The sequence below is a fragment of the Sedimenticola hydrogenitrophicus genome (genome assembly GCF_029017505.1).
GTDB classification, from domain to species: domain Bacteria; phylum Pseudomonadota; class Gammaproteobacteria; order Chromatiales; family Chromatiaceae; genus Sedimenticola; species Sedimenticola hydrogenitrophicus_A.
This window is the reverse complement of record NZ_JAQGEI010000008.1, coordinates 1-13,613: the sequence shown is the minus strand read 5'-3', so window position 1 is coordinate 13,613 and position 13,613 is coordinate 1. Positions and strand designations below refer to the sequence as shown.

The following is a 13,613-nucleotide window of genomic DNA, read 5'->3' as shown; positions in this document are numbered from 1 at the left end:
TCGCGGGGCGGGCTTCATCCAGGCTACGAACCGGAACAGAACACTGGTCGCCGGCGGACGCCCCGGATCAACCCACCGAACGCTGCCGGTTGAGCTCCTCGATGCCCTGGCTGCGCAGATACTCGTCATAGCTTCCCCTGAAATCGACCACCCCAGCCGGGGTGATTTCGATAATACGGGTGGCCAGGGAGGAGATGAATTCACGATCGTGGCTGACAAAGAACAGGGTGCCGGGGTAGTTCTCCAGCGCCAGGTTGAGGGATTCGATGGACTCCATATCCAGGTGATTGGTCGGCTCATCCATGAGCAGGATATTGGGCCGCTGCAGCATCAGCTTGCCGAACAGCATGCGCCCCTGCTCGCCACCGGAGATCACCTTCACCGACTTCTTGATCTCGTGCTGGGAGAACAGCATGCGCCCCAGGGTGCCGCGGATCACCTGCTCGTCATCGCCGTTCTGGCCCCACTGCGCCATCCAGGCGAACAGGTCCAGATCCTCGGCAAAGTCGGTGGTGTGGTCCTGGGCGAAATAGCCGATGTTGGCGTTTTCCGACCAGCGCACGGCGCCGCTGTCGGCTTGCAGATCCCCGACCAGGGTACGCAGCAGGGTGGTCTTGCCGATGCCGCTGGCGCCGATAATGGCCACCCGCTCACCCACCTCGATCTGCAGATCGAGTTTGTCAAACAGGGGGTCGCCGCCATAGCCCTTGCCCAGCCCCTCGACTTCCAGCGCCAGACGGTAGAGCTTCTTGGTCTGGTCGAAGCGGATATAGGGACTGACCCGGCTGGACGGCTTTACCTCATCCAGTTTGATCTTATCGATCTGGCGTGCCCGGGAGGTGGCCTGCTTGGCCTTGGAGGCGTTGGCGCTGAAACGGCTGACAAAGGTCTGCAGTTCGGAGATCTGCGCCTTCTTCTTGGCGTTATCGGCCAGCAGCCGTTCGCGCACCTGGGTGGAGGCGGTCATGTAGTCATCGTAACTGCCGGGGTAAATACGCAGCTCGCCATAATCGAGATCGGCCATGTGGGTACAGACACTGTTCAGGAAGTGCCGGTCATGGGAGATGATCACCATGGTGCTGTTGCGCTGGTTAAGCACCCCCTCCAGCCAGCGGATGGTGTTGATATCCAGGTTGTTGGTCGGCTCGTCGAGCAGCATGATATCGGGATCGGCGAACAGCGCCTGGGCCAGCAGCACGCGCAGCTTCCAGCCCGGCGCTACCTCGCGCATCAGGCCGAAGTGCTGGGACTCGGGGATCTCCAGCCCCAGCAGCAGTTCACCGGCGCGCGCCTCGGCGCTGTAGCCGTCGAGCTCGGCAAACTCCACCTCCAGCTCGGCCACCTTCATGCCGTCCTCCTCACTCATCTCCGGCAGCGAATAGATCCGGTCCCGCTCCTGCTTCACCGCCCACAGCTCGGCATAACCCATGATCACCGTGTCGATCACCGAATAATCCTCGAAGGCGAACTGATCCTGGCGCAGCTTGCCCACCCGCTCGTTCACATCCACCTTGACGTGGCCGGCCGAGGGCTCCAGCTCGCCACCGAGGATCTTCATCAGGGTCGATTTGCCGCAGCCATTGGCGCCGATCAGGCCATAGCGGTTGCCGTTGCCGAACTTTACCGAGATGTTCTCAAACAGCGGCTTGGCGCCGAATTGCATGGTGATATTAGCAGTGGTAATCACATCAAATTCCGATCATATATAGAGGGGCTCGGCGGCCAGCGGCCGGCGAAACCGGGGACAAAAGAGGGAGGCGTATCCGAAAACAGTTGTCTACAGGCAGCGCTCCGGACAGCGGTCTGGGCGCAAATGGTGGGCTATAGTAGAGAAAAGCCCGGACAGATTCAAGTCGGGTGGCGTTTGGCACACATCGAAGTACTTGAACCTAAAGACTATCCGGGAAAAAACAGGTATGAGCTGAGCGCCTTCCTGGCATCTCTTCGGGCACGCTTCGCATGGGGAACAGGGATGGCGTCCACCGCAGGTCAACGCCTCCATAGTGGTAAGTTATCAAGCAGAACAGCTTCAGGGAATCCGTATGTCTCAGGAATGGTTACCGCGACTGCTTATGTGCCTTGCCATCTCGCTAACGATAGCGGGTTGCCGCCCACCCGCTTTGATCCAGGATTGGCAAGCGGGTCGCGATCTAAAGACGACCGCCCGCGCGGGTGACGCCGATAGCCAGTACCGACTGGGCATGCGGTACACCAACGGCCGCGGCGTGTCGCAAAACCATATCGAGGCGGTCAGCTGGTTCAGCCAGGCCGCCGAGCAAGGACATGCCGACGCCCAATTCATGCTCGGGGCAGCCTTCGCCTCGGGTCGCGGCATTGCGCCGGACAGAGAACAGGCCCTACGCTGGTTTGGCAAAGCGGCGGATGCCGGCCACATGCGCGCCCAGTATCAGTTGGGTGATGCCTACAGCAATGGCCAGGGTGTGAGAAAAGACCTTGCCTGGGGGGCGCGCTGGTATGGCATGGCGGCCAGCCAGGGGCACCGTGAGGCACAATTCATGCTGGCGGCTCTCTATTCCGCCGGGCTGGGCCTGCCCAAGGCCAATAACCGGGCAATCTTTTGGTTGCAGCTGGCCTCGCGGGGTGGACATCCACAGGCCGGCAAGGCACTTATCCGGATGCGGCAGAAGGTCTCCACCTCCCAGTATCGGATAGCGAGCACCAAAGCGGAACAATGGCAACCGGCGCAGCGGCTGCGCGGACTTAATAATCCACCCACGATTGCCTATGTACAACACGTACTCAATCAGCTCGGCTATGCCGTCGGTGCGGTGGATGGTATCCGGGGTCCGGAGACCGAACGGGCGATCGTGAGATTCCAGACCGACCAGGGCCTGGGGCCTAACCTGCCCCACCAACGGAGTGTCGATCTGTTACGGGATCGATCGCCTGATCTCTATCCGTAACCCGGAATCAACAGACGGTCCGGACAGCCTGCCGGATGAAAAAATGCCCCCAGGCAGATCAGCGCCTGGAGGCATTTTCCGGTTGATGGGTCGCTTATGCTAAGGGCTCGCGCAAGAATAATTCCGTAGTACCGAGGGCGTTCCTGGGCCACGCTGGCAAGGCACGTTTTGCAGGCAATGGCTGTTCCCTTGGCAAAAAGCGTAACGCCGCCAGCGGGGTCCGGGGGCGACCGAATACAGGAACTTATTCTTGCGCGGGTCCTAAGCCTTACAGCGCATCACTACTTCCCTCGCTATCCGCCTGTCCCGCGTCGGAAGCCTCGGCTTCGATTCCCAGCAACTCGTTGACCGCGGCCACCACGTCAGGGTCGGTCGAGTTGCCCTTGTTCGATGCGGCCGCTAACGCCTCTGCGGCTTCGGCCTCCAAGGCCTCCATCTCTTCGGTTGTAGCAGCCTCCTGGGCAGCAAGGGTCGCGGCTTGATAGGCGGCAATATGACCAACCACGGAGTTGGGAGAGGCATTGGCCAAGGCGCTAGGTGAGACATGCGCAGCATTCAGTGAACCCAGCGTACTGGGATGACCGGGCGCATGATTGGCGGTATTCGCCTGGCCAAAGGCATTCGCCTGACCAAAGGCATTTCCATTACCGGGTCCATTGGCCGCTTCGGCACCCTGGCCTCCGCCATGACCGCCACCATTTCCGCCACCATTTCCGCCACCATTTCCGCCGCCATTACCTCCGCCATTACCCCCGCCGGCACCGCCGCCACCCCGGGCTGCTGCATCGACGAACTCAAAATGACCGCTAACGGGATCGTAGACAACCGGAGTCAGCAGTAAGGCTGACACTGCCAGTCCGGTGGTCGCAATCTTAAGCAAAGAACAGGACTTCATCGTTAACCTCCATGGCCGACGCCAACGCTCGGTATATCCAAATTGTAGGCTATTCGCGCGGCCGGCATATCCCGGCCCGTTCCGATAACTTATCTGGTTGTAAACAATCACTTTTTCCGGATCAAGAGGCAAGGCACCGGTGACCTGCCCCAAGGCGAAAGCCAGCAGGGTGATACAAGGAAGGGCTATAGATCATTCCCTTTACCTTGAGTGGCGCACCTGGAAATCAAGTTCACCAAGTGAAATGTGATTGATGGGCGACCTCTTTAATTATTTCCCGCGATTGACAACCTATCCCCCCCCATAGGATACTTTGTCCATCATTACAGCCAAGTATACCGCTATGACATATACCCATGAATCGCATTCTGAAATCATCAAACGCCTCAAACGCGCCGATGGCCACCTGCAAAAGATCATCGCAATGATCGATCAGGGCAAACCTTGCCTGGATGTCGCTCAGCAATTGCAGGCGGTCTACAAGGCCATTGGCAACGCCAAGGGAGTTTTTGTCCAGGATCATATCGAGGGCTGCCTGAGCGGCAACACTAACTCGCCGTCTGAATTACGCAGCATGATGAAAGAAATCCGTGAAATATCGAAGTACTTGTGAAAGGTATGTGCACTTGGCGCTTGTTAACTGACTGCAGTTCAAGTGTGTTTTCCAGATAAGGAGTAGCAATCGTGAAAATAATTGTGGTCGCTTTGATCATCGGATTATCTACCACCGTTTCTTTTGCACAGGAAGACAGTGCCGAGCAACTGGTCGCCAGCAAGCAACAGGCAGACATGACCTACAGGCAACTCATGGAAATCCTGGGTGAAGCTTCATACATGATCCACGAAGGCATCATCCGGGAAAACAAGCAGATGGTTCGGCAAGGTGCCGACATCATATTGCACCATCCGGCCCCAAATCATAAACCGTGGACCATCATGGATGCGGCAGACCAGGAGGGCTTCAAACAGAGTCTTCTTACATTCGATAAAGTTCTGGACCAGCACGCTAGCAGGGCGGCGGAAGAGACAGCAAAGAAAAACTGGATAGAAGCCAGTCACGCCATGAGCGAACTGAATGTATCGTGCATCTCCTGCCATGCCGCATGGAAAGATAAAGCGACGAGATGAGCGTGTTTGTTAAGGGGTCACCGATTAGCCGACTCCGGTCAATTAACATCAATGCAATTAATCAATGGGGTCACCCATTGGTTTCATCAGGCGCGACGAGATCAGGGCAGGCTTTTACTTCAGAAAAAGTGGCGGGCCGGAAGCCTCGCCAATCCGCCCCTCGCCACTGTTAGAAAGAGGGGGGCGTACAGGCACTGATGATAATGCAATCCTCACTGCCGATATTGCGAAAACGGTGCTTCAGGCGGCTGTCGAACAGGTAGGAATCACCCGCCCGCAGAATCTGAATCCGACTATCCACCGTCACCTCGATTTCGCCGGATACGACAACCCCCCCCTCTTCCGCCTCATGGGTGATCATGTCCTTGCCGGTATCGGCCCCGGGCGGGTAACACTCATAGAGAATCTGCAGTGAATGCCGTGAGGCATCCCCGACCTGCTTCAGGGAGACCTGATCGATATTCCCTGTGACGCCGATGGTGCTGAGGACGGCCGGACTCAGCTCTTTCAGCTCCCCCTTGGTGAAGAAGTACTGCTCCTCTTCCTGTTCTTCAACACTGAAAAATTCCGATAGAGACATCGGGATCCCTTCAAGCACCTTTTTCAGGGATGCAACCGATGGACTGGTGCGGTTCATTTCAATCATCGAAATGGAACCGTTGGTGACACCGCTTCGGCTGGCCAACTGGCGTTGTGACAGACCACGGGATTTTCGGATCTCTTTGAGTCGCTTACCTATGTCAATACTCATCTCTTGCTCATCTGACCTGCTTACTAACTGTTTAGAATAGTTAACTATACTGCGATCAGAATATCAACCAAATAGTGTCTTATGTTAAACATTCCTTAAATAATGATCTGTTTACAGGAATTTCGTACCGGTATACTAATCACTTGATTTATATTTTGAACGGTTGTAGTGTAATTATCTACACGAGTTGATCATAATAATAAACACACGGATCAGGGGGGCGGTATTCGCCTCTCCACTTTACAGGCCACTGATCTCACCCCGGTGCGATCGTTAAAACTGAGCCGGCAAATGGAATACAAGACGGCAGAGAATCTGCCCGGTGGTACCCCTTTAACCAACTGACCGAAATAGAAATGCCATGAATCAGAATTCATCTTTCGTCGAGTTTCGTAATGTCCAGAAAAGCTATGACGGCAAAACACTGGTGGTGAAGGACTTCAATCTCTCCATTACCCGGGGGGAATTTGTCACCATGCTGGGACCGTCAGGTTCGGGCAAGACCACCTGCCTGATGATGCTGGCCGGCTTTGAGACGGCAACCTACGGCGACATTCTGCTGGATGGACAGCCCATCAATAAGGTCCCACCACAGAAGCGCGGCATTGGCATGGTGTTCCAAAACTACGCCCTCTTCCCCCACATGACGGTGGCGGAGAACCTGGCCTTCCCGTTGGAAGTGCGCAAGCTGGGCAGGAACGTCATCAAGCAGAAGATAGGCAACGCCCTGGAGATGGTGGAGCTTGGTGAACTGGCGAACCGACGCCCCGCCCAGCTTTCAGGAGGGCAAAAACAGCGTGTTGCGCTGGCCCGGGCTTTGGTGTTCGAGCCAAAGTTGGTACTCATGGATGAGCCGCTGGGCGCCCTCGACAAGAATCTGCGCGAGCAGATGCAATACGAGATCAAACGCATCCACGAAAATCTGGGTGTCACCATGGTGTATGTAACCCATGACCAGTCCGAGGCGTTGACCATGTCCGATCGGATCGCCGTATTCAATGATGGCATCGTGCAGCAGTTGGCCTCGCCCGCCACACTCTATGAAGAACCGGAAAATGCCTTTGTCGCCAGCTTTATCGGTGAAAACAACCGTTTTTCCGGCACCGTGAAGTCCCTGGACAGTGACCGTTGCATCGTGACGCTGGATGACGACGACTGCAACATCCGGGCACTGCCCATCAATATCACCGGTCACGGCTCGCGCGCCATTCTCTCCCTGCGACCGGAGCGGGTGGTCATTGATCCGGAAGAGGGTTCGTTACCCAATATTTTTAAGGTTCGCGCAGAAGGGGTCACCTATCTCGGTGACCATATTCGCTGCAGCGTCAACTTTGGTCAGCGCCATCAATTCATTATCAAGATTCCGAATTCGGAACAGCATCCGGTTCTCAAACCGGGCAGTGATTTTCGGATCGGATGGGCTGGACGCGATTGCCGTGCATTTAATGCATGAGTCATAAACGGCATAACCCTGCCTGATCGGCAGACAATATCAATAAGCGAGGATGAGAAATGCGAAAATTGATCCGTTTCACTTCAGTGATGGCCCTCGGCCTCAGTTGCACGATATCGATTGCTTCAGCGGCCGAACGCATCACGGTCGTCTCCTTCGGCGGCGCCTACACCAACGCCCAGAAGAAGGGCTCCCATGAACCGTTCATGGAGAAGACCGGGGTACAGATTCTGTCCGAGGACTACAATGGCGGGTTGGGCAAACTGCGCGCCCAGGTCGAGTCCGGAAGCGTGACCTGGGATGTGGTTGACCTCGAGACTTCCGATGTCATACGCGCCTGTGATGAAGGATTGATCGATACCATTGATGTCAATGATCTGGAGCCCGGCACCGACGGCTCCGCCGCGGCGGATGACTTCATGCCAACCGCGGTAAAAAAATGCGGCATCGGGGCGATCGTCTGGTCGACTGTTTTTGCTTATGACAAAACCAAACTAGCTACGGCGCCCCACTCGATCGCCGACTTTTTCGATACCAATAAATATCCGGGCAAGCGCGGAATGAAACGCTCCCCCAAGGTCAACCTGGAGATGGCACTGATGGCGGACGGGGTCGCAGCTACCGATGTCTATAAAGTGTTGTCTACCCCGGAAGGACAGACTCGCGCATTCAACAAACTCGCCCAGATCAAGGATCAGCTGGTTTGGTGGAAATCAGGGGCCCAGGCGCCGCAGCTCCTGGCCGATGGCGAGGTGGTCATGACCACTGCCTATAATGGTCGTATTTACAATGCCGTTAAAAATGAAAGTAAATCGTTTGTGATCGTCTGGGACGGCCAGGTCATGGATATCGATTACTGGGCCATCCCTGCCGGTGCGCCGAACAAGGCGAGAGCCCAAGAGTTCCTGGTATTTGCCACCGCACCGGAACAGCTGGCCAGACAGTCCAAGTTCATCTCCTATGGACCGCCCCGCAAAACCGCCGCGGCCATGGTGGATGAGTCAATGAAAAAACATATCCCAACGGCCCCCGTCAACCTGACCAATGCCCTGGCAGCCGATGCCGAATTCTGGGCCGACTACGAAGACGAGCTGAATGAGCGGTTTACCGCCTGGCTTGCCAATTAAGTAGCGTTCATCCGTATCACCGGCGGTACCACCGGGTACCGCCGGCTTTTACCACAATCCCTCTGGAGATGAACCGTGAACGAGATGGTGGCCCGGACCGATACCCTAAATACGCTCACCGCCGATGCCCGGGAATTCGAGGGGAAGGCCTTGCGGGCGCAGCTGGCACGCTCAACCCGACTGGAAAAGGCCAAGGCGCTGCTCCTGGTTCTCCCCCTGCTGCTGTTTATCGGCGTTATGTTCATTTTTCCGCTCGCCGATATGATGTTGCGCAGTACGGACAATGGTCCGGTGGCGGAACTTATGCCGGATACGGCGGCCCGGCTGCTGGACTGGGATCAGTTCACCCTCCCGGACGAGGCCACCTATGCCGCCCTGGCAAGGGATATCCAGACGGCCCAAAAAGAGCGTACCCTGGGAAAAATTGCCACACGCCTTAATTTCGAACTCAGCGGCATCCGTAGCCTGCTGACCAAATCCGCCCGCAAGCTGGCCCAAATGGAGTCCAGCGACGAATCCTGGAAACAGCGACTGGTTCAAATCGATCAGCGGTGGGGCGAACTGGCGACCTGGAGTGCCATCAAGCGGGTACTGCCGAGCGTCACTGCGACCTTTTACCTCAGTTCACTGGATCTTGCCTATGATGCCAAGGGCGAAGTAGTCCGCAAACCGCCGGAACGCGCCATCTATGTGGATAATTTCATCAAGACATTCGCCATCAGCCTTGGCGTAACCCTGAGTTGCTTTATCCTCGGTTTTCCCGTGGCCTACCTGCTCTCTGTCTTGCCCACGGCAAAGGCCAATCTGCTGATGATTTGCGTCCTGTTGCCGTTCTGGACCTCGCTTCTGGTGCGCACCACCAGTTGGATCGCGCTATTGCAGACCCACGGCATCGTCAACGACCTCCTGGTCTGGCTGGGCATATTGAGCGAAGGAAACAGGCTCGACATGATGTACAACATGTTCGGCACCGTCGTCGCCATGACCCACATCCTGTTGCCCTTCATGATACTGCCGCTGTTCAGCGTCATGAAGTCCATCGACCCCAGTTTCATGCGTGCCGCCACCTCGCTGGGCGCCTCGCCATTCACCGCCTTCATCCGGGTCTACCTGCCGCAAACCAAGCCGGGTATTGCCGCGGGATCACTGCTGGTTTTTATTCTGGCGATTGGTTACTACATCACCCCGGCCCTGGTCGGCGGCCGAACCGGTCAGATGATCAGCAACTTCATTGCCTACCATATGCAGCAGAGCCTGAACTGGGGCCTGGCAGCCGCCCTGGCGGTTATCTTACTGATCATCGTCCTGATCCTGTATTGGCTTTTTAACCGCATCATCGGCATCGACAAACTCAAACTGGGTTAAAGGGATCAACACCATGGCACTGCCTATCTATGCAACCCCGTTTCAACGGGCCTGGCACTATACCTTCCGGTTCATTTGCGGCCTGGTACTGCTGTTTTTGATGGCCCCCATTCTGGTCATCGTGCCACTGTCGTTCAATGCAGAGCCCTATTTCAGTTTTACACAGGGGATGCTGTCGCTCGATTCCGCGGCCTACTCCCTGAGGTGGTATGAGGATTTCTTTTCCAACAAAATGTGGCTCCTGGCGGTCAAGAACAGCATCTACATCGGCGTAGCGTCCACCTGTCTGGCCACCGTCCTGGGTACCCTCGCCGCCCTGGGCCTGTCCCGCCAGCACATGCCCTACCGCGGGACAATCATGGGCCTCCTCATCTCCCCGATGATTGTCCCGCTCATCATCACGGCGGCCGGGATCTACTTCTTTTATGCCCGACTGGGATTGGCCGGCAATCTCTGGGGACTGATACTTGCCCATACGGTACTGGGTACCCCTTTCGTGGTCATCACGGTCACCGCCACCCTGTCGGGATTCGACATCAGCCTGATACGCGCCGGGCTGAGCCTCGGCGCCTCTCACAGCCGCATCTTCTTCAAGGTGATCATGCCGCTCATCCTGCCCGGGGTGATTTCCGGCGCGCTGTTCGCCTTCGGCACCTCCTTCGATGAAGTGGTGGTGGTGCTGTTTCTCTCCGGCGCGGAGCAGACCACCATACCGCGACAGATGTGGTCAGGCATTCGGGAACAGATCAGTCCGACGATTCTGGCGGTCGCCACCCTGCTGGTTGCGCTGTCCATTCTTATGTTGACCACCATCGAACTGTTACGTCGGCGTAGCGAACGGCTGCGCGGCCAATCACCCGGATAATTTTTTTACGCCGCCGACGGCCAGGCAACCCAGTTCGGATCCGGCAAAGCCGATCGCTCCGGGTCACTCTCCGTGGTCGTCCAACGGTGCAACTAACTACAGGAGTACAAGATGCTGCAAGATCCAACCCTGCTAAAGAGCGCGGCCTATATCGACGGTGACTGGTGTCCCGCCGATAGCGGCAAGGTGTTTACGGTCACCAATCCAGCCACCGGAGAAACTGTGGGCAGCGTACCGGACATGTCGGCGGTGGAGACCCGGCGAGCCATTGAGGCGGCGGAAACGGCCTGGCCTGCCTGGCGCCAACAGACCGCCAAGCAACGGGCAATCATCCTCCGCAACTGGTTCGATCTGATCATGGCCAATCAGGATGACCTGGCCCGCCTGATGACCGCTGAACAGGGCAAACCGCTGGCGGAGGCGAAGGGTGAAGTGGCCTATGGCGCCTCCTTTATCGAGTGGTTTGGCGAGGAGGCCAAACGCGTCTACGGTGACGTCATCCCCTCCCCCTTCAGCGATCGCCGCATTGTCGTGATCAAGCAGCCAATTGGCGTCGTGGCGGCAATCACCCCCTGGAACTTCCCGATCGCCATGATCACCCGCAAGTGCGCCCCGGCCCTGGCAGCCGGCTGTCCGGTGGTGGTCAAGCCGGCCGCACTTACCCCGCTATGTGCCCTGGCGTTGGCCGAGTTGGCCGAACGCGCGGGGATTCCCAAAGGGGTCTTTAATGTAGTCACCGCGGAATCCGGCGCCCCCATTGGCGAGGAGATGACCGCCAATCCAATCGTTCGCAAGCTCTCTTTCACCGGCTCCACCGCGGTCGGGAAGCTGCTGACCCGGGCCTGCGCCGACACCATGAAAAAGGTCTCGATGGAATTGGGGGGCAATGCACCCTTTATCGTCTTCGATGATGCCGATCTCGATGCCGCAGTCGCCGGTGCGATGGCCTCCAAGTACCGCAATGCCGGACAGACCTGTGTCTGCGTCAATCGTTTTCTGGTCCAGGATGAGGTACACGAGGCTTTCACCGAAAAGCTCGCCGCCGCGGTGGTCAAGCTGCGGGTGGGTAACGGCATGGAAGACGGGGTGACCCAGGGTCCGCTGATCAACGACGCCGCGATCAAGAAGGTCGATGAGCACATTCATGATGCCCTCGCCAAGGGCGCCCGTCTGATCTGTGGCGGTAAACGGCATGCCCGGGGCGGGACCTTCTTCGAGCCCACCGTCATTACCGACGTCACACCCGACATGACCGTGGCACGGGAGGAGACCTTCGGCCCTCTGGCCCCGATATTCCGTTTCCATACCGAGGCCGAAGCGATCCGCCTGGCAAACGACACCGAGGTCGGTCTGGCGGCCTATTTCTACAGCCGGGATATCGGCCGCATCTGGCGCGTCAGCGAAGCGTTGGAGTACGGCATGGTCGGCGTCAACGAAGGGATCATCTCCAATGAAGTGGCCCCCTTCGGCGGCGTGAAGGAGTCGGGACTTGGGCGCGAAGGCTCCAAATACGGCATCGATGACTTTGTCGAGATCAAATACCTGTGTATGGGCGGACTCGACAAATAGCACTCGGCAAAAAACCATTAACACCTTTCAGGGCACGATAAATGACAACCAATAGCAAACTGCAACAACGCAAAGAGAATGCAATTGCCCGCGGCCAGGGCAACCAGTCCCCCATCTATGTCGAACGGGCAAAGAATGCCGAGATCTGGGATGTTGAGGGAAGATCCTATATCGATTTTGCGGCGGGCATCGCCGTAGTCAACACCGGTCACTGTCACCCCAAGGTGACTGCCGCGGTGCAGGCGCAGCTGGACAAGTTCAGCCACACCTGCGTCATGGTCAGCCCTTATGGGTCAGCGGTGGAACTGGCCGAACGATTGAATGCACTGGTGCCGATAAAACGGGCCAAGTCGATCTTCGTCACCACCGGGGCCGAGGCGGTAGAAAATGCCGTCAAGATTGCCCGGGCCTATACCGGGCGTCCCGGGGTCATCGCCTTCACCGGGGGATTTCATGGCCGTACCAATTTATGCATGGGCCTGACGGGCAAGATCGCACCCTACAAGGCGGGGTTCGGCCCCTTCCCGGGCGAGATATTCCATGCGCCCTTCCCGATCGAATACCACGGGATAACTGCCGCGGATTCACTGCGGGCACTGGACACCCTGTTCAAGTGTGATATCGAACCGAGCCGGGTTGCCGCCATCATCATCGAGCCGGTACAGGGCGAAGGGGGATTCTATCCAGCACCGGCCGGCTTTCTCAACCATCTGCGCCAGCTCTGTGACCAACACGGTATCCTGCTGGTCTGTGACGAAATCCAGACCGGCTTTGCCCGCACCGGAAAAATGTTTGCCACCGAACACCACGGCATCGAACCCGACCTGATCACCCTGGCCAAGGGCATGGCAGGGGGCTTCCCCATCGCCGCCGTGGTCGGCAAGGCCGAGATCATGGATGCCCCCAACCCGGGTGGACTGGGCGGGACCTACGGCGGTTCGCCCCTGGGATGCGCCGCCGCCCTGGCGGTACTCGATGTCATTGAGGAGGAGCGGCTTGTCGACCGCGCCCGGATCATCGGTGAGCGCATGGTCAGCCATCTGGCAGAGTTGCAAAAACGCTATACCGAACAGATCGGCCAGGTCAGAAACAGCGGCGCCATGGTCGCCATCGAGTTGGTCCGGAACGGTGACCCGGAGCAACCGGACACTGAATTGACCCGATCACTGGTCAGCAAGGCCGCAGGGAAAGGCTTGATACTGCTCTCATGCGGGGTACGCAGCAATGTCATCCGGGTGCTGGCACCCCTGACCATCTCGGATGAGTTGATCGACAAGGGCATGGAAATCCTCGCCGAGTGCCTCGCTGAAGGGAGTTGAACGCCGACAAAACCAGTCTATTCGTGGCACACCCCAAGTAATCACACGGCGGGGCGGATCCAAGCTGAAGAATCAGCTTAAATCAGCCGACACATAGGTTCGGGTTAATACGCGTTATACGTATTAACCCGAACTGCTTTGGAGCACTACCCCGTGTTGAGGGGTCAACGCCGAATGGCACTTACTTAAGGCGAACTGCAGGATTTTCGTCATTCCG

General features: G+C 57.5%; 12 protein-coding genes. 9 read left to right on the top strand and 3 right to left on the bottom strand.

Annotated features, from left to right (window positions below):
- Window positions 1-67: 67 nt before the first annotated feature.
- Window positions 68-1,687 (bottom strand): ABC-F family ATPase, encoded by a 1,620-nt coding sequence (locus O9K64_RS06315; RefSeq protein ID WP_275097228.1) that lies wholly within the window; start codon window positions 1,685-1,687, stop codon window positions 68-70.
- Between the two features lie 355 nt (window positions 1,688-2,042).
- Between O9K64_RS06315 and O9K64_RS06310 the strand changes: the two genes are divergently transcribed.
- On the top strand, window positions 2,043-2,924 hold the full coding sequence (locus O9K64_RS06310) for an SEL1-like repeat protein (protein WP_335342244.1): 882 nt from the start codon (window positions 2,043-2,045) through the stop codon (window positions 2,922-2,924).
- A gap of 268 nt (window positions 2,925-3,192) precedes the next feature.
- Here O9K64_RS06310 and O9K64_RS06305 read toward each other — a convergent pair whose 3' ends face one another.
- Entirely contained in the window at window positions 3,193-3,819 is a 627-nt protein-coding gene (locus tag O9K64_RS06305; protein WP_275097227.1) for a hypothetical protein, read from the bottom strand.
- 343 nt (window positions 3,820-4,162) lie between these two features.
- Between O9K64_RS06305 and O9K64_RS06300 the strand changes: the two genes are divergently transcribed.
- Window positions 4,163-4,432, top strand: a complete 270-nt coding sequence (locus O9K64_RS06300; protein ID WP_275097226.1) for a metal-sensing transcriptional repressor — start codon at window positions 4,163-4,165, stop codon at window positions 4,430-4,432.
- A gap of 71 nt (window positions 4,433-4,503) precedes the next feature.
- Complete coding sequence (locus tag O9K64_RS06295) at window positions 4,504-4,947, top strand: hypothetical protein (protein ID WP_275097225.1); 444 nt, start codon at window positions 4,504-4,506, stop codon at window positions 4,945-4,947.
- 169 nt (window positions 4,948-5,116) lie between these two features.
- Here the strand turns inward: O9K64_RS06295 and O9K64_RS06290 are convergent, their stop codons facing one another.
- Window positions 5,117-5,692 (bottom strand): cupin domain-containing protein, encoded by a 576-nt coding sequence (locus O9K64_RS06290; protein ID WP_335342249.1) that lies wholly within the window; start codon window positions 5,690-5,692, stop codon window positions 5,117-5,119.
- 367 nt (window positions 5,693-6,059) lie between these two features.
- On the opposite strand from O9K64_RS06290, the gene O9K64_RS06285 reads away from it, so the two are divergent.
- The 6 genes from O9K64_RS06285 to gabT all read left to right on the top strand — a co-directional run bounded on the left by O9K64_RS06285 (window position 6,060) and on the right by gabT (window position 13,396).
- Window positions 6,060-7,151, top strand: a complete 1,092-nt coding sequence (locus tag O9K64_RS06285) for an ABC transporter ATP-binding protein (protein WP_275097223.1) — start codon at window positions 6,060-6,062, stop codon at window positions 7,149-7,151.
- A 59-nt stretch (window positions 7,152-7,210) separates the two neighbouring features.
- Window positions 7,211-8,278 (top strand): ABC transporter substrate-binding protein, encoded by a 1,068-nt coding sequence (locus O9K64_RS06280; RefSeq protein ID WP_275097222.1) that lies wholly within the window; start codon window positions 7,211-7,213, stop codon window positions 8,276-8,278.
- A gap of 84 nt (window positions 8,279-8,362) precedes the next feature.
- On the top strand, window positions 8,363-9,643 hold the full coding sequence (locus O9K64_RS06275) for an ABC transporter permease (protein ID WP_275097354.1): 1,281 nt from the start codon (window positions 8,363-8,365) through the stop codon (window positions 9,641-9,643).
- A gap of 13 nt (window positions 9,644-9,656) precedes the next feature.
- Window positions 9,657-10,508 carry an ABC transporter permease gene (locus tag O9K64_RS06270; RefSeq protein WP_275097221.1) on the top strand — a complete coding sequence of 284 codons (852 nt, stop codon included), beginning with the start codon at window positions 9,657-9,659 and terminating at the stop codon, window positions 10,506-10,508.
- A gap of 111 nt (window positions 10,509-10,619) precedes the next feature.
- Entirely contained in the window at window positions 10,620-12,077 is a 1,458-nt protein-coding gene (locus O9K64_RS06265; RefSeq protein WP_275097220.1) for an NAD-dependent succinate-semialdehyde dehydrogenase, read from the top strand.
- Between the two features lie 41 nt (window positions 12,078-12,118).
- Window positions 12,119-13,396: a 4-aminobutyrate--2-oxoglutarate transaminase gene (gene gabT, locus O9K64_RS06260; RefSeq protein ID WP_275097219.1), complete on the top strand. Its 1,278-nt coding sequence runs from the start codon at window positions 12,119-12,121 to the stop codon at window positions 13,394-13,396.
- Window positions 13,397-13,613: the final 217 nt, after the last annotated feature.